The organism is Marinobacter halodurans (assembly GCF_004327985.1).
GTDB lineage: Bacteria > Pseudomonadota > Gammaproteobacteria > Pseudomonadales > Oleiphilaceae > Marinobacter_A > Marinobacter_A halodurans.
In genome coordinates, this window is the sequence record NZ_SJDL01000052.1 from 1 (window position 1) to 25,281 (window position 25,281).

The window sequence follows — 25,281 nt, forward strand, 5'->3', positions numbered from 1 at the left end:
CTTCCGGAGCTATCCAAGGCGTAGCGGACAGCCAACTGGTATGTTCCCGCACTCGCCATGAACCGATAGCCAAGCTCACCTTCACCGACCATGTCGACAAAGCCACTGCCCTCATATCCGTTATGGGTGGTGTCCACCACATGGTTGTTAAGTTCCCCATCCTCCGCCTGGATCGTCATTTGGGCATAGCTATCGTCAATAGCGCTATCGACAGTCACTGCAAACTGATCGCTTACAGCAGCACCGGAAAGATCCGTTGCCGTTACCAGGATGTCCAAGGTACCGACATCCGCTGACCCTGGCGTACCGCTAAAGCTTCGCGTGCTACTGTCAAAACTCAACCATGTGGGCAAGGATGAACCATCAGCCAAGGTAGCCGTGTAGGTCAAACTGTCCCCCGCATCCACGTCCATGAAGCTGTCGGCGGGAATCGCGATGCTAAGCGGCTTGTCTTCAGAGGCGGAGACATCCGCCAAGCTCTGGTTGATAACAGGCGCATCATTCGTATTGGTTACCGTTATCTGGAATACGCTCTCTGCTGTTGCTTGGCCATCGGAGGCTGTCACCAGAACATCAAGAGCCCCCACCTCTTCATTGGTGGGCACGCCACTGAAGGCTTGCCCATCAAAACTCAACCAGGCGGGTAGCAGTGAACCGTCGGCAAGAGTCGCGGAATAACTCAGGGAGTCACCATCTACATCATCGAAAGACGAAGCAGGAATTGAATAGGAGAAGGCACTGTCTTCAGGCGCCACCTGATCCAACAAACCATCATTCACCGTTGGAGCAACGTTTTCCGCCAATCCAACCTGCACAAATTCCAACTTGTCGATATTGGCGCCGCTTGAGCCTGTGGTGATCAGCTTTACAAGGTTCTCGCCTTCAACCAGACTGACCTCCAAAGTCTCTTCACCCCAGCTCGTCCAGCCCCCTGTGCCCGCAAAGTCAGCTGTTTCTACAACCACACCGTTGACTTCAATCTGAAGCGGTCGGCTTCCGGAGCTATCCAAGGCGTAGCGGACAGCCAACTGGTATGTTCCCGCACTCGCCATGAACCGATAGCCAAGCTCACCTTCACCGACCATGTCGACAAAGCCACTGCCCTCATATCCGTTATGGGTGGTGTCCACCACATGGTTGTTAAGTTCCCCATCCTCCGCCTGGATCGTCATTTGGGCATAGCTATCGTCAATAGCGCTATCGACAGTCACTGCAAACTGATCGCTTACAGCAGCACCGGAAAGATCCGTTGCCGTTACCAGGATGTCCAAGGTACCGACATCCGCTGCCCCTGGCGTACCACTAAAGCTCTGCGTGCTACTGTCAAAACTCAACCATGTGGGCAAGGATGAACCATCAGCCAAGGTAGCCGTGTAGGTCAAACTGTCCCCCGCATCCACGTCCGTAAAGCTGTCGGCGGGCATCGTGATGCTAAGCGGCTGGTCTTCAGCGGCGGAGACATCCGCCAAGCTCTGGTTGATAACAGGCGCATCGTTTACTGGATTAACAGCAATATCCACCACACCTATATCAGTGAACGTTCCGTCACTCAGAGTGTAACTAAAACCCGCAGGACCGTTGTAATCGGGAGTAGGAGTAAAGGTAACCGTGCCTGCGGATGCATCCAGTGTGGCTTCACCACCGCTGGAATTACTTACATTCACGATGTTTAGGGAATCACCATCCAGATCGGAGTCATTAGCCATGAGCTCTGCTACGGTATATACCAAGGCCGTATCTTCATCCACGCTACGACTGTCACCTCCAGCGACTGGGGCATTATCATTAACTCTTGCAACATCAATAATATCCCCGTCACTCGCACTTCCATCGTTTGTACTGACTTGAACCGTAACGTCGAGCGCTTGAAGATCCAGCTCGTCATTATTGATGGCGGAAACACCGAGTTCGGTGAGCTGCACGGTGTTACCAACTAGCTGTAAGTAACCATCATTGTTGTCAAGCAAATTATGGGTTAAAACCTCGCCATCCTTACCATTTGATACGAATGTGGCAACAACATCTCCGGCCGCAACGCTTTCTTCCACCACGCCAACGGCCGCTACCTCTATCGCAGGAGTTGCCTCATCAACCGCCCCTTCGACTTGTACCGTAACCCATGTGGTATCTACATTTTCTCCATCGCTGACACTATAGAGGAACACCCCTTGGCCAACGAAATCGTGATCAGGGATATACGTAACGGTGTTTGACTCCTTATGGAAAACCACCTGCCCACCCACGGCCTGGTCTGCCGAGACCAGCGTAAGCGTATCCCCATTTTCATCGGTATCATTAGCCAGAAGATCTGAACCATTAATAACTACCGCATCGTTAACTGTAGTCGTTATTACATCGTGTGCCGCTACAGGATCAGCATTAGACTCTTCGGGATATATAATCCAAGCCCTGCCTCGATCCTGCGACTGACCATCACTAATGCGATAGTCAAAGTGGGCCAGCCCTTCATACCCAGAGTCAGGAACAAAAGTGATGCCCCCCGTTTCAGCGTCATATTCGACAGTCCCGCCAACGGCATCAGACACATCCGTCACACTCAGTACGTCCAGCTTGTTTGCATCCCGATCATTGGCCAATAATTCTGATGAATGGATCTGAACTATCTCATCCTTATCCGCCTCAAAATTATCCGACAGGGCCTCTGGTCTCGAGTTAGCGTAGGTCACGTTCAAATCAAAGCTTTCAACAACCGTATCCTTGCCATCCGAAATTAGATATTGAACTGGAATAACTCCATACAAATCCAGGTTATCAAGTGTAATTTCAAATCGCCCTCCACCCTTGTTCACCCAGTGGAGGTCCTCGGCGTTCCATTCGGCAAACCCCAGGTATTGTACGTTATCACCATCACTATCAGTAATCGATGACATCAAATCCGACACATCCAACAGAGCACTTCCAGTAGAGTACATACTCAGGCTGTACCCCTGGCTCACGGGTAGATTATTTTCAAATACACCTGATGCTCTTTCTTCTAGGTTTACAGAATCAAGAACAAAATCAGTTGAGCCTCCCGTTAAATGTAGCGAATCAATCTTATATTGGTCCCCCAGGAACCAATTCTGGATAGTCACGTTACCCCCGCCACCCCCGGAAATAAGCATATCATCACCGATACGCGAGAAGCTCAGGTCCGCCGATGTTGATCTCGAGTCAAACTCATAGTCCAGGAATAATTGGTCATCCCCATCAGTTGACGATGAATTATCGATTACGACACTATCTGAAAGTAACACATCATAAATATCATCACCTTCTCCACCGACCAGTAGGTCATTGCCTTGATCCGAAACCAATATATCGTTACCTGCACCTCCTAACAGGATATCGTTTCCGTTTCCTACTTTACTTCCCCCCGATCCAGCTTTAGATCTTCTCTCGGAATCACCATATAACCGGTCATCACCACTGCCGCCTTCGATATAATCATCGTCTTCATTTCCAACAATTGTGTCACCACCACCAGACCCATACAATCTGTCATCTTCGGAACCTCCATAAATATAATCCTTCGACTGACTTCCCCTTATTTCATCGAGTCCAGCTTCTCCGAAAATACGATTGTAACTCCACTGTAGCCACTCTCGGGCTACTATCTGGTCGTCACCGGCACCTCCGTAAATCCTGCCCGTGGCATCGATTGCATCATCCGCGGAGGTAGCAGTAAGGTCGTGCCCCTTAATAAGTGAAATATTATTCAGTTGAGTCAAACTCAGATCAACGGATTTAACTTCAAGTGTATTGCTACCCTCCCCGCCATCGATTACTTCCGGTGCATCTTCTGATTCAAAATAAATGTAATCAACACCTTCCCCATAAATAAGCGAATCGACACCCTCACCGGCATCCAGCGTTAAATGCGACGACACTGCCCCCTTAACGATGAAACTGTCATCACCCGCACCACCGGAAACATATTGACGAGTACTCCCGGACACTGGCGTTGTGTCAATCACGAACTGATCATTATGACTGGTGCCAACAACTTGGGAGTTATCCTTGGAAAGGATATGATCAATATTGCGCAATTCGATACCGGTAAGATCTATCTCATCCCCTGTTACAACATCAACACCGCCAACACCATCAATAATTTCAATATTGTTCAGTCTGCGCCCTAACTTGATCGTTTCACTGGCTGAAGTCCCTATAATGGAATCAACGCCATTTCCTCCATCGATAAAATCGTTATCCAGCCCTTCATGGAGAAAAATGTCATCGCCATCTCCGCCCCACAGGACATCTCTACCAGCGCCACCGGATAGCGTATCATTGCCTCCCGACCCATTTATAAAATCCATCCCTTCGCCCCCGGAAAGGACTTCGCTACCAGCACCTCCGGTTAGATGATCACTATTGGCCAATAGAGCGGTCGTATCGATAGTTACACCACCAATAACGATTTCTTCGATGTGATTTTCGGGGTGATCGAACCAATCCTTAATGGTAACGGAGCTACTATCATAGCTCTCATTATCGATTAACAAATCCTCGCCGATCCGGTAAAAGGCATGGTTTCCACTACTTGCGATCTCCAGACGGTCATGATCCTCGACCAAGCCTTGATCATCGACAACTATCTGCCTGTTTTCAAATCCTAAAATCGAATATACGTCATTTCCCGCTCCGCCTATTAATAGATCCTTTCCGCTCCAATTAATCTGGCTAACCAAGGTGTCGTCACCCAAGCCGCCATCCAGTGTATTATTGCCCGGACCACCATAAAGTGTATCGTCACCTTCTCCACCGTATAACTGGTCGTTCCCATCGCCTCCATCCAAAGTGTCACTGCCAGTACCGCCATATAGAACGTCATCACCTCGCCCGCCGGTAAGGTTATCGACTCCATCTCCACCGAAGAGCCTATCGTTGTCTCGGCCACCGACCAATGTATCGTTACCCAAGCCGCCATAAAGCCCGTCATCTCCTGAGCCCCCCGTCAAAGTGTCGTTTCCCGCCCCTCCATCCAGAGTGTCGTTACCTTGCCCTCCATCTATCTGGTCATCACCTGAAAAACCAGATATGACGTCATCTCCCCAGAGCCCATTGATAACATCGGCATTATCAGTGCCAGTATGATATTTCTGTCGAACTTCATCGAAGGTCCATTCCGATGCGGTATCGCCATGGACAAAAATGATAGGCAAGGTCTCGCCATGATAGTGACCAGATGAACCGTTATACTGGAAATATTTTGATAATTCGAGACGCTCTCCTGTTTCTGGGAAATCAATGATTAGATTATCATTGTTCCGGCCAATAACAGCCGTATCCGGATTTACCGAGGCCTTGATATAGACCCTGTTAATTTCGTCTCCTGAATAAGGAATGGTATCGATCCAGTCATAACCAAAACCAGTTTCGACCAAATAAATATCGTTTCCAGGACTATTATAGATATAATCATCGCCGCCCCCGCCGGCGATAATATCATTCCCATTTCCACCATCTAACTCGTCGACGCCGTCCCCGCCACGTAATATGTCATTGCCATCGCCACCATAAAGCTCGTCATCGCCATCACCACCGATTAACGTGTCGTCTTCGTATTCGCCATGGAGCCGGTCATTGCCGCTGCCCCCGAGAATGAGGTCGTCGCCGGAACCACCATAAACCGTGTCGTCGCCGGCACCAACAATGACATGATCATCGCCACTATAGGTGTATACGGTGTCGTTACTATCGGTACCCGTATAGATCTCGCTGGAGCTTGAGCTACCGGTGGCCTGGTCGGTTTCCACTTCCGGGGCGTTGAACTCCAATAGGCGACGGCCACGCAACCCATTGGACTGAATCACGGTAATGACCACTTCCAGGTCTGCCAATTCGCCAAAACTGCCGTTGGCGCTGAAGGTGGCTGTCTCGGGATCAAACATGATCCATTCAGGCAAGGAATCCCCGTTGGATAATGTCGCGCTATAAGTCACTTGTTGACCAGGTTCAATTACGAATGCATTGGCAGGGAGTCGATAACTGGTAGGATAATCGGCTCGCAAGGGAGCGCTCAGCGTAGCACTATCGCCAACATATGGAGCCCGATCTCCGGTATAGAGTGCCTGGAGTTCAGCGCCCTCTATATTTGTTCCATCGTCCAGCACTATACGTTGCAGCAACTCAATGGCGGCTCCAAACCCAGGCTGCGCAATTGTCATAGCGCCGACGGCCTGCCCATCGGACGTTATGGACAATTGAAGGCCGTTTACGGTATCGGTTAGGCTTAGATCCGAAGCATTGATACCCGCGCCTAAACGAATCGTTGCCAGGCCTTCGCTGTCAACAATAACGTCTTGACCATCCCCAAGATGGTATACATACGTGTCGTCCCCCGCTCCACCATAGAGTGTGTCGCTCCCCTCACCGCCTTCCAGGGTGTCGTTTCCAACGCCTCCAACGACCAGGTCATCACTCCCCCCGCCTACAAGGGCTTCTCCCGCGGATGTGCCAACGTAGACCTCACCGCCATCATCAAAGATGATCGATTCAACCTCGTGCGTGTAGCCATTAAAATGATCAGTGACCGTAATCCGATCGTCGGTATCGGTATGGGTGATCACCAAGTCATTTCCGACTTGAGCAACGGCTGTATTCGTATTGTTGTATCCAGTTCCTAACCGAATGGTGTCATGGTCCGGCGTTGTTGGGTCAAGATCTGCGGTATCAACAATCTCATCGACGCCATCGCCGACGTTAAACAGATAAGTGTCGCTTCCTTGGCCGCCATGCAGGGAATCATTCCCCTTACGTCCTGAAATGACATCGTTTCCACTACTTGCAAAAACACGGTCGTTTGCGTCGCCCGAGGTAATGGTCCGGCCAGCACCGCTATCCTGGTAATCATGAAGCTGGCTCAAACTGCTGGTTGCAACGGTTGTTTGCTCTAATCCATCGTCCACCACGATCTCAAGATGATTCAGGGTGTTGCCTTCGGTAAAGAGCCTGTCCTGGCCGCTACTATCCAGGTAGAGATAGGCACCACCCGAAACAAACTTAAGGCTAAGCTGGGCGGGGTTTACGCTCCGTAAGACAAGTTTGTTATCGCCTTCCGTATCGACAATCTGGTCATCGCCATCACCAAGGGTGTAAAGGTACTGGTCATTGCCCGCCCCGCCGATGAGCGCGTCCTGGCCCAAACCACCGATCAGGACATCATTGCCTTCATCACCGAACAGCCAGTCCGATCCAGCTCCACCGTCAAGGGTATCGTTGCCTGAATTCCCGTAGAGCGTGTCATTACCCAGTTCGCCGTAGGCCGCGTCGTCACCCCCACCCGCAACCACCACGTCGTCTCCGGTTCCACCGTAAATCCTATCCGCTCCGTGGTACTGCTCATCAAGGTTGGCGGAACCCGGGCGAGTCATGACCTGCCCCAAGACGGTTTCCTGCACTAGCGTATAGCTGCTGTCACCGAACAGGGTGTCGTCTTCTGCCCCCCCGTAGATTCGATCATCGCCCCCTCCACCATGAATCGCATCCTTTCCGGCTTCCCCATGGAGTTCGTCGTTCCCGTGGTATTCTCCCTGTAACCGAATGACGGACTCGCCAGAATACAGCTCTTCATCACCCGCCAGGACGTCGTCGCCCGCGCCACCCCACACCGTGTCATTACCACCACCGGCAGTGACTTGATCGTTACCGTCACCGGCTTTTATGACATCGTGACCGTGAAACTGTCCCTCGAGCGAACTGTTGTCGCCCCAGATCAAATCGTCCCCGGTACCACCATCAATAACATCATCACCGCCGTCCCCCAGGATCTGGTCGTTTCCCGCCCCTCCGACAAGCGTGTCATGACCGTGAAGGCTGCCGTCAAGATCGTTATCCGGATCATCGCCCATCGGGTAGCGATCACCATGAATCAAATCATCATCACCGCCCCCATCGATGGTGTCATTGCCCAGCTCGCCATAGAGAGTGTCCTCTCCGGCGCCCCCCAGGATGATATCGTCGTAACTCCGACCCTCTTCCCGGGCCTTGATCAGGTCCGGATCAAGAACCTGAGTGCTACCCTCTAACGTTAATTCAAGGCGGCTGTCCCCCATGACGGTGTCATTGCCCTCGCCGCCAACCAGGATATCGTCCCCCTCTCCACCATAAAGGTGATCGCCACCCAAGCCGCCGGTTACCCGGTCATTCCCCTGGTCGGCGGAAATCCAGTCGTTGCCGGCTTCACCGTCGATAACGTCATCGCCGTTATCGTGTTCACCAACGTATTCGGGAATCTGGACACCGTCCTGATCATATTTATTGGGCGCATATCCCCAGATACTGTCACTTCCGTCACCACCCTTGATAACGTCCGCGCCCGCCCCTCCCTGAAGGGTATCAAAGCCTCCATTACCCAGAATGAGGTCATCACCGCCGCGGCCATAAAGGATCTCGCCTTGATACCCACCGGTTAAAGCATCATTTTTCTCCGTGCCTTCAAAATAGAAACCATAAGACACCTCGCCATCGGAGTTCGTGGCGTTTGACAGGGGATCGCCATTGTGGTCCGTGGCCGTGTCATAGTCCCACAATTCCGTAATTTGGCTGGTGTCTACATCCACACCCTGTTCGTTAATAAATTGCTGGTCCGGATCAGATTCCCTGGCGGCCCATTTATTCTTGATATTCTCGGGATCGGCACTTCCATTAATTACTTCTCCGGAATTTACTACATATAGTCCCTCAGGCACTACCGGCTCGTCAGAAGGAACCGCATCATTTATTGCAACACCAAAATTATTAGTGCTTTCATTAAACCCATTGACTACAATCGTGCCAGAATTATTATCAGGTACCGTTATGACAAGAACACATGAATCAGCTAAAGTGTAGGTATTTCCAAAATCATCTTCATAGATATTGGATTGATCTGAAATTTTGGTAATTTGTGTAATTATCTGGCCGTTGATGACGAGTCTATTCTGCCCAATCGTATCTCGGATGGCATCCGTTCCCTCACCGGCATTGTAATAATAGGTGTCGTTACCTTCCCCACCATCAAGAATATCGTTTCCCTGACCGCCATAGAGGTGATCGTCGCCACCATCGCCGAATAACGTATCGTTTCCTTCAAGGCCTTTAAACGTGTCGGACCCGCCCCCACCGAAGAACAAATCGTCGTTAGAGCCGCCTTCGAATTCAATATCTGAATTGTTACCAAAATAGATACCCTTGGGAGCCTGACCGAGAGTACCTGTAACCGTAATAAGCTCTATAGCATTGTCTTCATGGTGTATAACAATTACATAGGATTCTTCCGTAACGCCGTCAAGGCTGACACCATCTTGTTGCATCTTCTGAAACAGGTATGTTAACGCTCTTGCTTCAATCCATTCCTCACGGATTGCTCCCGTTTGGTGTTCGTCATTATATAAATCAAGTTCACCTTCAACATTGTGCTGTGAGTAATCGGCCCCTTCAATAACGAAGGGGTTCAGGTTTTTCAACGCATACCGCACCGCAACATCTGATCTAGCTCCAGAAACCAGTTCACCTACATGGTAATTGAAAGTTTCCGAGGACAAATGCGGATCCGGATTTAGTTCGCTGGTCTCATAATTGGGAGTGAGAGAAATATATCGTAGCTGACTAGCGGACTCAGCAGGAACCTTACTTAATATTTCCTCAGAACCTACAGCATCGCCAAAAATGGTTGTGGCAACTTTTCTTAAGAAGTCTCGCCTTTCAGAATCCGATTTATCTTCAAGGTCATTGTAAAAGGCACTCAATGCTTCAGCACCAAATATGCCTCCCACTAATGCGGCACTAAATACTGCAACCGCGGCTACTGGCAATGATACGGTGACGCCCACAGCAGCAAGAGCCGCCAGGGCGATTGACCCAACCATACCACCAGCCAATTCACCCACAAACGAACCTGTGGTGTCTACTGCGTAATCTTCCATAATCTGAACCGCAGCTTCGTGGTCGCCGGCTTGTTCGGCGGAATGAGCCGCGCTTGCAGCAAACATAAAGCCGGCAAAAGCACCCAGCGGCCCCAACTTATTCAGTACCTTGCCGGTTCCGACCGCTAGATCTTCGCCTATGGACATTAGCGAGGAGGACCAAGCCTTGAACTCTATTTTTCGGGCATCATCTAAGCTCGCGATAGCCGTGTTAAGTTCTTCGAGTTTAGCGGGGTTTTCGGATATTATTCCGGCGTAGTCATCCGGAGTAAGACTCAGATAATCAGTATAGTTCTCATGCCCTAAACCACTTAATTCGAACTGTACCAATGAGTTATTTCGTACATGATTAAATACCGACTCTGCCCCCCCTGCGGCATCACGAAGAGCAAACAACTCATTTCTTGCAATCCCGTCAACACTAGTTACTTTTGGATTTTCCAACAAAAGTGGAAGCTCAACCTGAGCGAATACGCGCTCTGAATTAGCAAATGGTGCTAAAATTCGCACATCGCCTTCAGCAAGAGAGACAAACCTTTCAGAGGTTAAAGCCCAGGCTCCGGGTTGTCCGTTATAATCCACGTCAAAGAGAAATTTATTAGCTTCTGTTCCTCTCTCAAATGGACTATCTCCAAAAGTATTTTCAAGCGCTTCTACGAGCACGCTATTATTCAAATCCAAGAACTTAGCTGCTTCTGTATTGTCCACAATTCGGAGTGCGGAATTTTCTACTGCCATAGCTTGAACAAGTGGATTTGTACTAGAACCATCACTCAAAGGCCCGCTGTATAAAAGGGTGGTTGTACCACTACCCCGTACATCCAGTTGACTTATTAGATCTCTTATTGATTCTGGTGTTGAGTATTCACTAGGGTTATCAATTAGAATCCGGGTTGCTTGATCAGCAGTAAGTGTCATTCCTTATACTCCCTTAAAATTTAAACTCCACTTTAAAATCAGACAGCTGTCGCTGAGCACCTCGGTATCCATAAACAGACAATGCTTCTTTTAGGACTGGAATAATCTCCTTATCCCGCAACCCCAAACCATCAGGTTTCTCAATTTCAAACAATGACCAGACTGTTTTTCCAATGTTATCGCTCAGTTTATAGAAAGACTCATCACAAACGTCGAGGATCACAGTAAGCAATTCCCCCTTCCACCATAGAACAAATGTGTGTCGGTTTGAAAACTCCTCGCGACCTGACGATTGCCAAATCAGGAAAACATTCCTCTCTCGATCGACTGTCCAACTATGGCGGAAACCAATAGGTTTGGAACCTTTAAAGTTTGGGTGATATGAATCCCATATCTTATCCAGGTTGTAATTTTTGACATCATCTTCGGGAACGAACTCATTTACAAAAGCCATAACCAGCCATCTCCTGTTTGACAATAAATTCAAATAACTAATTAATCACCCCTGCAAAATCGTAGTCGTCAGGCGAATCACCAGAGTGAACCTTCTCTTTACCGGAGCTAATATCATCGGGGCTATCCTTTTATAGGTTGGTCTGGCGGACATGGCTTACTCCCGCTCCGCGATCTTGATCATGTAGTTATTGGCTAGGCGCCCGGCAAAGGCGGCGCCCGCCGGGCCCTCGATGCCGCCGGACGCAGCCGCCATGCCCAGGTTACCGTACCAGTGACCATGGGCCGCCAGATAACGGTAGTAATCCAGCACCTGCGTTTTTTGCTCGGCCAGCGTACCGGCCGAGTCGATAGCATCCAGATGCGCTTGTAAATCCGCTTCATTCAAGCTTGTGGCGTTGGTCATGATCAGTTCCTTCTGCCTTTTCTTCCTGTTTCATTGATCGTTAGGGTTCATAAGTTCCTGGATGCGTTGCATCCAGCCTTCATGAATGCGTTGGTAATCCGCCAGTTGCCTGCGGTCGAAGTGGTATCTAAGTAACAACCGGTTTTTTAGTGCCGTATAGCGCTGGCAAACAGGCGAAACATACACTTCGCCGGGCACATGGCACAGGAGATAAAAATCCGGCTGGCAGGGGTCGCCTTTGATATAGAATTCGGATTGCTTAGTGGAATGAGCCCACTCTATGGAGGGATACACCATCAGGCCCAGGTCCTGATTCAAAACACCACCCCGCAAACAGGTGGTGTTTTTATGGCCATGGGATCTAAGATCAGCTTGAAATAGCCGCTGGATCGGATCGCGCCAGCGTGGGTCCCTGGGGTTGTCCTTATCCTCGCACAAGCCCAGCCGTTCGCAATTCGAGACACGCCGTATATCTCTAATGGATCCGCCGGTATGAGTCCGCACATGCTTTTCATTCGGCCACTCGTTTATGTCCGGAATGTCTTTCGGGCTCTTCATGTCCGGCAGATAGAAATCGAGATAAACGCTCTTCATCGCCTCACTGGGCTTATCCCTTTCAATGGAAATATATTTACGGGGAATATGCAGTTGCACGCCGTTTATCTCGGGATGGGCCACGTCCTTGTCAAAAGGTTGGGTCGGTTGTTTCGTGGTTTTTCCAGTATCGCCGGATTCCGGCGAGCAACCGACCACTATCCAAAACACCAGCAGCACGCTTAGCAGCAGGAGTTTTTTGGTCATCGTCGTCAATATCATTGTTGTGATCCTTTTATAGGCCATGCAACGTCCACAAACCGGCCAGTCGGTGTGGGTGAGAGGGGGCTATATTCGGTGGGCTCCATGGCTCCTCCCTGGTGGTTTGTATCAATTCCCATGCCCTTCGGTTGGCCTCGCACCAAGGGCTATGCCGCTTCCTTTTCTTTTAGGTCACTTTTGTTTTAAGGGATGATTTCTGGATAAATGTATTCAAAAATGATTCGTCTATAATTCGAACCATTCTTATTAAACATTTCTCTAAAGTAGGAGTCAGGTATTACGAAGGCAGATTCAAACTCATCCCTTCCAGTCTTGATCGTAACCATCGCCTCAATATAGGAAACTGGCGCATGCTCACCTTCACCCACTTTACAGTAACAATTTAACTCAGACATTTTACATCTGACCGGCATGATCTAATAAACCTAATTATATAACCAACCTTCTCCATGCAACTTTATTAAAAACCCCGCATACAAGACCTGACAATACAAATACACTTAAATATTTCGCTGGATTCTCGATAAAGGCATGTAGGCCGACAGCCCAAACGACAGGAAAAAATATAACACCAGAAACAACTCCAGATACCGAACCAACAATTATCGCTATAATAAACTGCAGTTCTTTTTTTTCTCTATCTAGCCTTAACAGAATCATCCAGTCAATTATTGAAGAAAACAATGCCGGAACAAAACCAAACCCATAACCAAAAACAATAACGATGATCATTATCGAGTCATCTGTGGGATACCCTATCCAGCGAGCGACAATATATGAGCCTATCGGAGGCCCCAAAGCAACAAAGCCAAAAACCAGAACAATAAAACATTGAGCCATCCGTTTTATATGCATTATCTTTCCCTCACACTCTCCTGCTTATATCGCAATAACGGTGACAGGAAATATTCAATCAGTCGTCTCTTACCAGTTTTAATCTCAACCACAACAGACATTCCAGGAGACAACTTAACCCACCGATTCTCCACTTGAAGACCATCCTGGCGGAGTTTGATTCTTGCGCTGTAAACCAATCCGAGCTCTTCATGCTGGATGGCATCATCAGAGAGAGATAGAATTTCGGCGTCGATCACCCCGTATTTGGTGAAATTGAAGGTATCAATCTTGACCTCTGCATTCTGGCCCTCGTGAACAAAGCCGATATCCTTGTTGAGCACGAGCGCCTCGACTTCCATCGTGCCCTGTTCAGGTACAATCACCATTAGGGGTTGGGCAGGTGTTACCACGCCTCCGATCGTATGCACGTCCAGCTGTTGCACCTGGCCCCCAATGGGGGCTTTCAGCCGGTATTGGGAGTCCCGTTGCTGAGCCTTTGCTTTCTCTTCAAATAGGGATGCGGCTTGAACCCGCACTTGCTGAAGCTGGTCCAGCGTCTGTTTATAGTGTTCGGAAGTAAACGTTTGCCTCTCGAACTTGCTAGCCTGGATACTAGCCTCCAACTGCGCGATTCTTGCCCGCTGTACGGCAACGTTCTCTTCCACTTCGATCTGTTGCTGTTTGACTTCCAGGTAATCCATCCGCGAGCCCAGCTGTTTCTCCAGCATGACCTCGTAAGCATTTACCCGCTCGCCCAGAACCGCTAATAGACGCTCATTCTTGCTCAGCTCCGCTTCGGCCATATCCCTTTCAGCGTTCAACCGCCTGGCTTCCTGGGAAAAGCCTCCCAGTCTTGAGTAAATTTCATTTACCTCCTGATTCAGGAGATATTGTTGTTCCGGTAGTGCAAAGGCCAGCTTCTTATCCCCTGTTCGAATGGTCGGCGCTTCCGACAGGGGTTGTTCAAACCAGTTTGCCAGTGCTTGCAGGCGAATGACCTGCACCGCTACAGACGTCCATTCCTGTTGCAAACGCCGGACATCCGCCTGTGTAAGGCTTGTATTCAATGTAATAAGCGGATCACCCTTCTTGACCTCTTGCCCCTCTTCGACATGAATCACGGCGACCGAGGCGGTTTCCAAAGGCTGAATTACCTTGATCCTCTCATTCGGGACGATTTTCCCGCCGGCTGTCGCGACTATGTCAATTTTCCCGAAAGTCGCCCAAAGCCCGGCGATGACAAACAGTAAAATAATGACATAGAGAATGACGCGCCCCACGGGGGATGCCGGCGTCTTCTCGATTTCAATGGCAGCGGGCATGAACTCGAGGATGTCCTTTTGGGAGAGGGCATCACGCTTTTCATCTTTTTTCTTCAATGGGAAGATTTTCATCGCTTGAGCCCCATAGTCTGAATTTTCTGGGGCCCGTAGGCGAAGTTCATGCCCTTATTGATCGGAGCATCTGTGCTGTGTGAAGCAACTGACGTATCAGGGGACTCATGGACGGTTTGTCGGATCGGCAAGGAGGTGTTTTGATAGTCGTGGAGCCTGGCATAGTAGCCATTTTGGGCAAGCAAACATTCGTGGTTGCCGCTTTCGACAATCTGGCCATTTTCCAGAACAACAATACGGTCCGCATGCCTTACGGTCGTCAGGCGATGCGCGATGATGAAGACTGTCCGTCCTTCGCACATCTCACGCATGTTTTCCTGAATGACGCGCTCGGATTCGTAATCCAATGCGCTGGTCGCTTCATCAAAAATAAGGATTCGTGGATTGGTGATAAGGGCGCGAGCAATAGCAATACGTTGACGCTGCCCCCCGGAAAGAGACGCGCCCTGTTCGCCCACGTGGGTGTCATAACCCTCCGAAAGCTGAACGATAAAGTCATGGGCACCTGCCAATTTCGCGGCGCTAATGACATCGTCCATGGGGAGGCTGGGGTCGACAAAGGCGATATTGTCTTTAACAGAGCCGTTGAACAGGCGGTTTTCCTGCAATACAACACCCACCTGCCGGCGCAGCCAAGCCGGTTCCATCTGAGCAAGGTCTACGCCATCGATCAGCACCCTGCCCGATTCCGGGATATAAAGGCGCTGTATCAGCTTGGTGAGAGTGCTCTTGCCGGAACCTGAGCGCCCCACAACCCCAACGATTTCCCCGGCTTTAAAGTCCGCTGATAGCTGGTGGAGAACATGGGGGTGATCCGGGGTATATCGAAAGGAAATGTTATCGAAGCGAACGTTTCCTTCAATTCGCGGTAACGTCGTGCGATTGGGATTATGGCCCGCTTCCGTTGGGGTATTGAGGATATCACCCAATCTCTGGATGGAGATGCCGGCCTGCTGGAAGTCCTGCCAAAGCTGGACCAGCTTGAGGATGGGGCCACTCACCCGGCCGGCAATCATGTTGAAGGCAATGAGTTGACCAATGCTCAGGTCGTTCGACATGACCAACGTAGCGCCGACCCAGAGTATTAACACTGTCACAATCTTGTTGATGAATTGGGCAACCTGGCTGGCGATATTTCCCAGGTTTGTCGCTTTGAACGAAGCGGCAATATAGGCAGCGAGGTTCTCCTCCCAACGGCGCTGCATTTGGGGTTCGACTGCCATCGCCTTTACCGTCTCGATGCCGTACATCGACTCGGTGAGGAACGCCTGATTCTCCGCGCCTCGCTTGAACTTCTCGTCGAGACGGCGGCGGAGTATGGGCGTGATGATGATTGACAACACCACGTAGAAGGGTATGGAACCGAGCACAATCCAGGTCAGCGTGGGGCTGTAGAAGTACATCACCGCGAAGAACACAACCGTAAAGAACAGGTCGATGACAAGCGTCAGCGCCGAACTAGTTATGAAGTTCCTAATGGTGTCGAGTTCCCGGACACGGGCAACCGTATTCCCCACCTGTCGACTTAAAAAATAGGAAATTGGCAAATGGGTCAGATGATTGAAGAGCTGGGATCCCAAGGTGACATCGACACGGTTCGTCGTGTGCGTGAAAACGTAATTGCGTAAGCCGTTCAGGACAACATCAAAGATCGAGATGACGATCAGTCCGAAAGCCAAAACATCCAGTGTGGTCAGCCCTTTATGTACGAGCACCTTGTCAATCATGACCTGGAAAAACAGCGGCGTAATCAGGGCAAAAAGCTGAATGAAGAAGGAGGCGATTATGACATCGCGAAGCAAGTGTTTGTATTTAAGGATGGCTGGAACAAACCAGCTAATATCAAATTTGCCACCGAGGCTTGGCAATGTGCTTCGCTTGGTGACGAGGATGATCTTCCCCGTCCAACGTTTATGGAATTCTTCTTTGCTGAGCTTTTCCGGCCCGCCGGCAAGAGGGTCTTGAATCAACACCTCGTCTTCGCTCACCTGCGCGATGATGACAAACTGACCATTTGACACTTGGCCGATTGCTGGAAGACTGAGTTCGGGGAGCTTGGACCAGTCGGTGTGGTGTGCTCGTGCTCGCAGCTTCAAGTAACGTGCGGCACGAACCAGATCTGCCCCCTGGAATGTGCTGTTATGAGTGGCGAAATGATGACGGAGTTGTTTGGGATCAGCGGCAACCTTATGGTACCTCGCCAGCATCACGAGCGCGGCAAGGCCAGTATCCACTTCCCCTGTGGGCGGAACTACCTGCATTCTTGTCCTTAAGAACTACTAGTAATAGATCCTTAAAAAATGTAGCACATCGGTTCCGGGTTTGGGAGAAAAACCTATAGCTTTTTCTTACACGTGAACAATTGTAGGAAGAGAAAGCCGGTGCCACCAAGACCTTCTTCACCAAGGTGAAAGAAGAACTGGAGTTTATCCCCGCCCAACTAAAAGTGCTGGATGGCAGGGATGGCATACCATAGCGACCACTACGGATTGCGTGGAAATGCACGTAGACCCATGTCGAAATTTCGGGAAGCCATTCGATAAGCCGGTGTATCCAGTCATTTCCGTTGAGGAGACCGTTGTCATGAAATACCTTTGTCTCGCCTAAGAATCCGAAGCCGATCTGGCCGGGCTTTCTCACGACGAGTGGCTGACGCTGCGCCAGGAGACGCTCGACTATGTCGCCAGACTGGAGCGCAATGGCCAATTACTGTCGACCTGGGCCCTGAAAAGCGCCTCACAGGCGCGCACCGTGCAGGTTCGCAACGACCGGGCGATCGTGACCGACGGCCCTTTTGCCGAGACCAAGGAGCAGTTGGGAGGCTATTTCCTGGTGGAAGCCCGGGATATGGAGCAGGCTTTGGAGATTGCAGCCGCGTGGCCGTCGGCCAGGATCGGCCGCATCGAAGTGCGTCCGGTGGAGCCGGCGCTGCCCGAATCGGCCCGTTATTGACGGGTCCCGGCCCCCCGGTCCGACCGCCAGCGGGCAGGCTGGTGGCCGTTCCCGGTGCCGGGCGCGATGCCCGGCACGAGGGGGGGGATGGTTCAGGCGGGCTGCCCGTCCGGTCCCATCGGCAACGGCTGTATCATGCTCACCCGGTTCCCTTCCGTATCGCGAAAGGAAACGTACGTCCCCACGCCGGGAATATCCATGGGTTCGCCCAATACCTCACCACCGGCCCGCCTGACTCGCTCCGAAGCCTGCTGTATGTCGGCGACAGCAATCACCACCGACGGGTACTGGTCCGGACGCTCCGGACAGCGAGGGAAAAAGCCACCGTTAATACGGCCCGGCTCCCGCGGCCCGCAGCCGTCGGATTCCGCCGTGGAGGCCAGGGCGTAATTGCCCATCTCCTCTCCAAGCATTTCCGTCTGCCAGCCAAAGGCCGAGGCGTAGAAATCGGCCATTCGCCGACGATCGTCATAGGGCATTTCAAAATGTACAACAGGGTCCATGGTTGCTTCCTCCAGGTTCGGTTCAGGGTCTCCGCCGGCGATCCCGGCCAGCGGTTACTTCCTAATCGAACGGCGACCCGGGGAATCGACACCCATCCGTCTGATCCAGTCCAGATGCCCGGGACGCTTGTCCATCAGCGCCCGGGGCAGGCCACCGCCGCGGCCGGCACCTGGCGGGCCGCCACGCGCAACTGCCTGCGCAGGTATAGGTTGTTGGCAATCAGCGCGCTGATCACCAGGGCCGCACCGGCCACTTCATGCAGGCTGAACGCCCTGCCCTGCGCGATCCCGATGGCGAACGCGGTGACCGGCACGAAGTTAATAAACAGCACACCGTTGACCGGCCCCAGCATCCGGATGCCGGTATTCCAGCTGAGCACCGCCACCAGCCCGCCCATGACGATCAGGTAGGCGAACGTACTGTGAAGGTCGACCACCTCGGTCCAGGTCGGCACCTGGATGGAACCGGCTGCCGTCAGCCCCAGCGCAATGGCCGCCAGGGTGATCGATCCCAGGGTGCAGGTCAGCGCCGTATAACGGACCGGCGACCACTGCGGGAACAGACCGCCGCCCATCGTGTAGCTCACCCAGCAAACGGCACCGGCCAGGAACAACAGGTCCCACTGGGCTTCCCCGCCGCCGAACGCCCGCGCCGGATCACCACCGGTAATCACCAGGAACACGCCACTGAACGCCAGCACGATCATCGCCAGGGTGAACGGTGCCGGGCGCTCGCCTTTCAGGAGCCAGGAGAGAAGCACGGTAATCATTGGCATCAGCGCCATGATCACCGCGCCATGTTCCGGTTCGGCGTGCTCCAGGCCGGTAAAGGCCAGCAGGTTAAAGCCGGCAAAGCCCAACGATCCCAGCAGGAACAGCTTGAGCAGGTGCCCTTCGGTACGCCAGGCCCGGGGCCCCTCCACCAGCCCGATAATCAACAACAGGATGACCGCGACACTCGCGTACCGGATCAGTGTCATATAGAAAGGGTCCATCACCGCCAGGGCCGGCTTGGCTACCGGGAACATGCCCCCCCAGGACATGGCGGCCGTCAGCAGTAGTCCGACGGCCAGGATTGAGCGTTGCATCAGTGCCTCCCGCTTTCCAGGCAACGATGTCCGTTGCCGTTATTGAGTGTGAGGACGCACGATAACTCTTTCCCCGAAGAAGATAATCGGGCTAAATAGAAAACCATTGTTTCTATAAACAACTTAATTGAGAAGCTATGCACAGCCTGGAAAACATGGCGGTCTTTGCCGCCGTCGTCGAACACGGCAGCTTTTCCGCAGCGGCGGATTGGCTGGGGCTGTCCACGCCCGTCGTCAGCAAGCGAGTCTCGGCTCTGGAAAAGGACCTGTCGGCCCGCCTGCTGCACCGCACCACCCGCAAGCTCAGCCTCACCGAAGCCGGCTCGGTCTTCTACCCGCACTGCGCCCGGATCGTATCGGAGGCCCGCGAGGCCGGCGACGCCGTGGCCCACCTCAATGCCGCCCCGCGCGGCCTGCTGCGGATCACGGCACCGATCAACTTCGGCTCCTACCAACTGGCGGATGCCCTGCCCGGGTTCCTGGCACGCTATCCGGAAATCGAGGTGGAAATGGACATGAGCGACCGGCAAGTGGACCTGGCCGCCGAAGGCTTCGACCTGGCGATCCGCCTGACCAGCCAGCCGCCGGCGAACCTCGCCGCCCGCCACCTGACCGCCTCCCGGCGCACCGCCTGCGCGTCGCCGGAATACTGGGCCCGACACGGCAAGCCGGTCGTACCCACCGACCTGACCGGCCACAACTGCATCATCTACAGCCCCAATCCCAACTTTAACCGGTGGTATTTCAACGGGCCGGCAGGGCTGGAAACCATCTCCGTCAACGGCAACTTCCGGGTCAACAACACCCAGGCCATGGTGGCCGCGGCCCTGGGTGGGTTGGGGGTGCTGATGCTGACGTCGTTCACGGTCGACCGCTATATCCGATCCGGCGCCCTGGAGCCGGTGCTGACGGATTACATCTCGCCGGAGACCGACGTCTACGCGCTCTACCTGCCCACCCGCCACCTCTCGACCAAGGCGCGGGTCTTCATCGACTTTCTGGTGGAGCGCTATCAGGCCGGCCCAGCCCCTGATGATCCAGGGCAGCCGATGCCAGGTCCTCGCGCAGCCAGTCGATAAACAGACGGGTGCGTACCGGCAACCGGCGGGCATGGGGGTAAACCACATGGATGGGGCGTGGCGGCTGTTCGAAATCCGCCAGCAGGATACGCAGACGCCCCTCGCGCACGTGATGGGCGACCTGGTAGGACAGGAACATGCCGTAACCCAGCCCCGACAGGCAGGCTTCAATGGCCGGTGCAATCTGGTTGCAGTCGAAATTGCCGGTAACAGGAACCGTGAACACCTGCTCGCCTTCCTGGAACGTCCAGGGCGTCCAGCGGCTGAAGACATGGACCGCATTGCCCCGCAACAGGTCCCGGGGATGCACCGGGACCCCCTGCTGTTCCAGGAAATCCGGCGCCGCCACCACGACACGCCGGACCTCGCCGACGCGATGGGCGATCAGGGTGGAGTCCGGCAACCGACCGATCCGCACGCCCACGTCCACCTGCTCGTCCACCAGGTCGATGTTGCGATCATTCAGCAGGAGCTGGCACCGAACCTGGTCGTAGCGCTTCAGGAACCCGGTCACCGCCGGGGCCACATAGTACTGGCCGAACAGCACCGGCGCCGTGACCCGGAGTTGCCCGCTCGGTGTCGCCTGCTCTGCCGCCAGCGACGATTCCGCCTCGTCGATGCTGGCCAGGATCGCTTGACAATGGTCGAGGTAGTGCCCGCCTTCCCGGGTCAGCGAGATCTTCCGGGTGGTGCGATTGAACAGCCGCACACCCAGTGCCGACTCCAGCTCCGCCAGCCGGCGCACCACGGACGGCAGCGAACTGCCCAGCCGCCGGGCCGCGCCGGTCAGACTGCCGGCCTTGGCGATCTCCACAAAGGTGTGCATGGCTTTGAGCTTGTCCATCGCGCCCGATTATTCCGTTTTTCGGAGTAGTTAAATCAGCATAGAGGCATTTATTGCATTTTACGAGCATCCAATAATGACCGGGCATCGTTATCCATCAGCCAAGGAGCTTGTCATGCCCATACCTGATCAGCCCATACGCCTCCACCAGCATCCGCTCTCCGGCCACTCCCACCGGGTGACCCTGTTCCTCAACCTGCTGGGGCTGCCATACGAGGCCATCGAGGTCGACCTGCTGCGCGGCGACCAGAAAACCCCGGCCTTCCTGGCGCTCAACCCTTTTGCGCAGGTTCCGGTGATCGAGGACGGCACCACGGTGCTGCCCGACTCCAACGCGATCCTGGTCTACCTGGCCAAGCGTTACGACGCCGAGGGCTGGTTACCGGACGCACCGGAAGCGGCGGCCCGGGTGCAGCGCTGGCTCTCCGTCGCGGCCGGCCAGTTGGTGAGCGGTCCGGCCATTGCCCGGGTCAGTAACGTCTTTGGCCGACAGGCGGATCTCGACCAGTGCGCCGTCGTCGCCAACCGGTTGTTTCCCCTCATGGAGAACGAGCTGGCCGACCGCCAGTGGCTGGCCGACACACGCCCGACACTGGCCGATGTAGCGATGTACAGCTACACCGCCCACGCGCCGGAAGGCGGCATTTCCCTGGAACCCTATCCACAGATCCGCGCCTGGCTGGAGCGGATCGAGTCCCTGCCCGGTTTTATCCCGATGCCACGTACGCCGGTTGGCCTGCAGGCCGCCGAATCACGATGAGGGGAGAGGCGCCATGGACCGAGTCACCCCATCGGCTTTCCACCAGGGAGAGCAGGCCGCCCAGGAGCGGGTTGGCGTTCGCGACAAGATGGCGCCCATCAGCCAGCGGGTCTTCCGGGATTTCATGCCGGAACAACACCGGGAGCTGTTCACCCGCCTGCCCTACCTGGTGGTCGGCGGCCTCGACGGCGAACACCAGCCCTGGGCCAGCCTGCTGTTTGGCGACCCGGGGTTCATCACCTCACCGGATGCCCGCCAGTTGCGGATCAGCGCCCGGCCCAGGCCTGAAGATCCCCTGGCGAGCCTCCTGACCGTGGAAGCCCCCGTGGGGCTGCTGGGCATCGAGCTGGCCACCCGTCGGCGCAACCGGGCCAACGGCCGGATCGCCCAGGTGGATGATGGCGGCTTCAGCGTTGCCATCGAACAGAGCTTTGGCAACTGCCCGAAGTACATCCAGGCCAGGATGCCCGACACGACCACACCGTATCCGGCCTCGGACACGCCATCCGCCGGCCGGCGTTCCGACCGCCTCGACAGGACGACCGCCGCCATCGTCGACCGGGCCGATACCCTGTTCATCGCCTCGGCTCATCCAGCCTCCGACGAACGCGGGATGGCCAACCAGGGCGTCGACGTATCCCATCGCGGCGGACCGCCCGGCTTTGTCCAGGCAGAGGCCGACGGCCGGCACCTGGCCCTCCCAGATTACGCGGGGAACTTCTTTTTCAACACCCTGGGCAACCTGCTGCTCAATCCCCGGGCCGGGCTGGTGGTTCCGGATTTCGCGTCCGGCGACCTGCTGGTCATCGCCACTGACGCCCGCATTGACTGGCAGGCGACGGATGACCGGCGGTTCCCGGGCGCGCAGAGGCTGGTGCGACTGGCCATCCGGGAGGTGACTCACCTGGAGCGGGCCATGCCCTGGCGGTGGAGCGGGCCTGAGCCGTCGCCCTATTTACCCAGCATGGCGAGATACTGACGCAGGACCACCGCATTGTTGCGGTCAGGATTGGAAGCACTGTAGACGAGGGTGACCGGGTGCTCCCGGGCACGCCGGGCGAGGGGCCGCAGCGTTTCCCGGTAAGGCTTGAGCTCGGCCAGGTAGGCGCGCCGGAAGGCGGACCAGGTCATCCCGCCGGCGTGATAGGTCTTGCGCAGGTCGTTGGAGGGAGCCACGTCCTTGAGCCAGTCCTGCACCTGCAGCCGATCCTTGCTGATGCCCCGGGGCCAGAGCCGGTCCACCAGGATCCGCTCTCCATCGGCCGGTTCAACCGGCTCATAGGCGCGTTTCAGGGCGATCGCCATGGGACATCTCCTGTTCAGGCGTGGGTCAGATCCACCACCCGGCCCTCAGCGGACGAATGCTGGGCGGCGGCGATAATCTCCAGTCCAGCCAGCGACTCGCGCGGATCCACGGGCGGCGCCTCACCCGCCAGGAAACGCTGGCCCACCAGTTCATAGAAGCGCAGGTACTGGCCCGGATCGTTGTCGATGGGCCGCTCCTCGCTGCCGGCCACCAGCCGTGCCCGGCCGTCTTCAACCGCATCGCGCCAGCCGGGCTGGTCCGGACGGGCGCTGGCCTTCAGCGCATTTTCCTGGCCGTCCAGCCCCACACTGCAATAGGCGGCCCGGCTGCCCAGTACGCGGAACCGCAACGCGCATTCCGGCGCCACACTGCTCATCCACAGGTGCGAGCGCATGCCACTGTCGTGGGTCAGCGCGACGAAGGTATCGTCGTCCACCTCGGCATCCGGATAGCGATGCTCCAGTTCCGCATAGACCGAACGCACCGGCCCGAACAGCATCAGCGCCTGATCGATCAGGTGGGCCCCCAGATCGTACAGCACACCGCCGGCCTCGCCCGGCGCACCGGACTGGCGCCAGCCGCCCTTGGGCTCCGGCCGCCAGCGCTCAAAGCGGGATTCAAAGCGCCGGATGTCACCCAGCTCTCCTTCGTCACGCAGCCGCTGGAGGGTGAGGAAGTCACCGTCCCAGCGGCGATTCTGGAACACCGTCAGGAACAGCCCACGCTTCTCCGCCTCCTCGATCAGCTCCCGGGCTTCCCCGGCAGAGGCGGCCAAGGGCTTATCCACCACGACCCCGAGCCCGGCGTGCAGGGCCGCCATCGCCAGTGGTTTGTGGGTCCGGTTGGGCGACGCCACCACCACCAGATCCAGCGTATCCGCCGCCTGCCACAGCTGCGCCGGCGTGGCGTAGAGGGTGGCATCGGGATAGGCCTTGCGCGCTTCGTCGGCGCGCTCCGGATTCGAGGTGACGATCGCCGCAAGCGTCAACCCCTCGGCAGCGTCGATCAGGGGCGCGTGGAAGACCGAGCCGGCCAGACCGTAACCGATCAGGCCGACGCGTACGTCTCGGGACTGGGACATCAATCAGGTTCCTTGGTCGGGAAGCGTGGACAGCCGGCGTCAGACGCGCGCCATGGCATCGGTCACGGACAAATCGCCTGACAGCACATCGAAGGTCAGGTTCTCCGCGTTGTGGGCCGACAGCACTTCCAGCAGGACCGAAGCCACGTCCTCACGGGAAATGTCGCCGCTACGCCCCAGCTTACGGCTGATTTCCACCAGCCCCGTGCCCTCGCTCAGGGTCAGCGGTCCCGGACGCACGATGGTGTAGTTCAGACCGCTGTCGCGCAGGTGATCGTCGGCGGCTTTCTTGGCAGCCAGATAGTGCTGGAGTTTCTCGGGGCCCTTCTCCGGCTCGTCCACCCGCATGCTGCTGACCATGATAAAACGCTTCACACCCACTGACTTGGCGGTATCGATCAGACGGATCGCCGCATTCTGGTCCACGTCGACGGTTTTCTCCGGACCGGTGTGCGGCCCCGACCCGGCGGTAAAGATCACGGCGTCACACCCTTGCAGAGCGAGGGTGCAGTCGTCTTCCAGATCACCGACCACCGCTTCGGTCGCGCCCAGTTGTTCCATCAGCGGAATCTGGTCCGGATCACGCACCAGGGCCCGTGCTTCGTGGGAACTGTTCGCCATCTTGCGGATCAGGTGCTGACCGATTTTTCCATTGGCACCGGCTATCAGAACTCGCATGTTCTCTCTCCCTGTCTTCGATGATCGGATAAACATGATCCGCGACCTGCCCCTATCGCTTCAACCCCGGATGCCATTAAAGATTTAGATGGCCTAAAGACCGCCTGGCGCCCGGGTAGGGCTCCCTCATCGAGTAGGAGGGGGAGTTGCCTCCCCCGTCCTCTCACACCACCGGGCATACGGTTCCGTACCACGGCGGTTCATGATTGGCTCTGAAGCCGGTTTATCGTATCCAGCAAACTGACCAGAGACAGG

Annotated in this window: 17 protein-coding genes; 4 read left to right on the forward strand and 13 right to left on the reverse strand. The window is 54.7% G+C overall.

Annotation, left to right across the window (positions count from 1 at the left end):
• The 7 genes from EZI54_RS25315 to EZI54_RS21665 all read right to left on the reverse strand — a co-directional run.
• On the reverse strand, positions 1 to 10,829 hold a 10,829-nt coding region (locus EZI54_RS25315; protein ID WP_131483966.1), incomplete at its 3' end, for a putative Ig domain-containing protein.
• 13 nt (positions 10,830 to 10,842) lie between these two features.
• The gene (locus tag EZI54_RS21640; protein ID WP_131483967.1) at positions 10,843 to 11,283 is read right to left on the reverse strand and encodes a hypothetical protein; all 441 of its coding nucleotides are present in this window, start codon (positions 11,281 to 11,283) and stop codon (positions 10,843 to 10,845) included.
• A gap of 156 nt (positions 11,284 to 11,439) precedes the next feature.
• A complete protein-coding gene (locus tag EZI54_RS21645; protein WP_131483968.1) occupies positions 11,440 to 11,688 on the reverse strand; it encodes a hypothetical protein in 249 nt (82 codons plus the stop codon).
• Between the two features lie 30 nt (positions 11,689 to 11,718).
• Entirely contained in the window at positions 11,719 to 12,528 is an 810-nt protein-coding gene (locus tag EZI54_RS21650; protein WP_131483969.1) for a hypothetical protein, read from the reverse strand.
• 405 nt (positions 12,529 to 12,933) lie between these two features.
• Entirely contained in the window at positions 12,934 to 13,359 is a 426-nt protein-coding gene (locus tag EZI54_RS21655; RefSeq protein ID WP_131483970.1) for a hypothetical protein, read from the reverse strand.
• Positions 13,359 to 14,735: an HlyD family type I secretion periplasmic adaptor subunit gene (locus tag EZI54_RS21660; protein WP_131483971.1), complete on the reverse strand. Its 1,377-nt coding sequence runs from the start codon at positions 14,733 to 14,735 to the stop codon at positions 13,359 to 13,361. Before EZI54_RS21660 ends, EZI54_RS21655 begins: the two co-directional genes overlap by 1 nt.
• Positions 14,732 to 16,996: a type I secretion system permease/ATPase gene (locus EZI54_RS21665; RefSeq protein ID WP_131483972.1), complete on the reverse strand. Its 2,265-nt coding sequence runs from the start codon at positions 16,994 to 16,996 to the stop codon at positions 14,732 to 14,734. The genes EZI54_RS21660 and EZI54_RS21665 overlap by 4 nt, the downstream gene beginning before the upstream one ends.
• A gap of 388 nt (positions 16,997 to 17,384) precedes the next feature.
• On the opposite strand from EZI54_RS21665, the gene EZI54_RS21670 reads away from it, so the two are divergent.
• Positions 17,385 to 17,687 carry a YciI family protein gene (locus EZI54_RS21670; RefSeq protein ID WP_341352867.1) on the forward strand — a complete coding sequence of 101 codons (303 nt, stop codon included), beginning with the start codon at positions 17,385 to 17,387 and terminating at the stop codon, positions 17,685 to 17,687.
• Between the two features lie 92 nt (positions 17,688 to 17,779).
• Here EZI54_RS21670 and EZI54_RS21675 read toward each other — a convergent pair whose 3' ends face one another.
• On the reverse strand, positions 17,780 to 18,190 hold the full coding sequence (locus EZI54_RS21675) for a VOC family protein (RefSeq protein WP_131483973.1): 411 nt from the start codon (positions 18,188 to 18,190) through the stop codon (positions 17,780 to 17,782).
• Between the two features lie 134 nt (positions 18,191 to 18,324).
• Complete coding sequence (locus EZI54_RS21680) at positions 18,325 to 19,278, reverse strand: DMT family transporter (RefSeq protein WP_131483974.1); 954 nt, start codon at positions 19,276 to 19,278, stop codon at positions 18,325 to 18,327.
• 137 nt (positions 19,279 to 19,415) lie between these two features.
• On the opposite strand from EZI54_RS21680, the gene EZI54_RS21685 reads away from it, so the two are divergent.
• Entirely contained in the window at positions 19,416 to 20,357 is a 942-nt protein-coding gene (locus tag EZI54_RS21685) for a LysR family transcriptional regulator (RefSeq protein ID WP_131483975.1), read from the forward strand.
• Here the strand turns inward: EZI54_RS21685 and EZI54_RS21690 are convergent.
• The gene (locus EZI54_RS21690) at positions 20,266 to 21,201 is read right to left on the reverse strand and encodes a LysR family transcriptional regulator (protein WP_131483976.1); all 936 of its coding nucleotides are present in this window, start codon (positions 21,199 to 21,201) and stop codon (positions 20,266 to 20,268) included. The genes EZI54_RS21685 and EZI54_RS21690 overlap by 92 nt on opposite strands.
• A gap of 115 nt (positions 21,202 to 21,316) precedes the next feature.
• Between EZI54_RS21690 and EZI54_RS21695 the strand changes: the two genes are divergently transcribed.
• Together EZI54_RS21695 and EZI54_RS21700 are read left to right on the forward strand one after the other, a co-directional pair.
• Positions 21,317 to 21,961 carry a glutathione S-transferase family protein gene (locus tag EZI54_RS21695; RefSeq protein ID WP_131483977.1) on the forward strand — a complete coding sequence of 215 codons (645 nt, stop codon included), beginning with the start codon at positions 21,317 to 21,319 and terminating at the stop codon, positions 21,959 to 21,961.
• 13 nt (positions 21,962 to 21,974) lie between these two features.
• The gene (locus tag EZI54_RS21700) at positions 21,975 to 22,940 is read left to right on the forward strand and encodes a pyridoxamine 5'-phosphate oxidase family protein (protein WP_131483978.1); all 966 of its coding nucleotides are present in this window, start codon (positions 21,975 to 21,977) and stop codon (positions 22,938 to 22,940) included.
• Here EZI54_RS21700 and EZI54_RS21705 read toward each other — a convergent pair.
• The 3 genes from EZI54_RS21705 to EZI54_RS21715 are packed head-to-tail and all read right to left on the reverse strand — an operon-like array spanning position 22,913 to position 25,026.
• A complete protein-coding gene (locus EZI54_RS21705) occupies positions 22,913 to 23,266 on the reverse strand; it encodes a DUF488 domain-containing protein (protein WP_131483979.1) in 354 nt (117 codons plus the stop codon). The genes EZI54_RS21700 and EZI54_RS21705 overlap by 28 nt on opposite strands.
• A 14-nt stretch (positions 23,267 to 23,280) precedes the next feature.
• A complete protein-coding gene (locus EZI54_RS21710) occupies positions 23,281 to 24,348 on the reverse strand; it encodes a Gfo/Idh/MocA family protein (protein WP_131483980.1) in 1,068 nt (355 codons plus the stop codon).
• A 39-nt stretch (positions 24,349 to 24,387) separates the two neighbouring features.
• Positions 24,388 to 25,026 (reverse strand): SDR family oxidoreductase, encoded by a 639-nt coding sequence (locus EZI54_RS21715; RefSeq protein ID WP_131483981.1) that lies wholly within the window; start codon positions 25,024 to 25,026, stop codon positions 24,388 to 24,390.
• Positions 25,027 to 25,281: the final 255 nt, after the last annotated feature.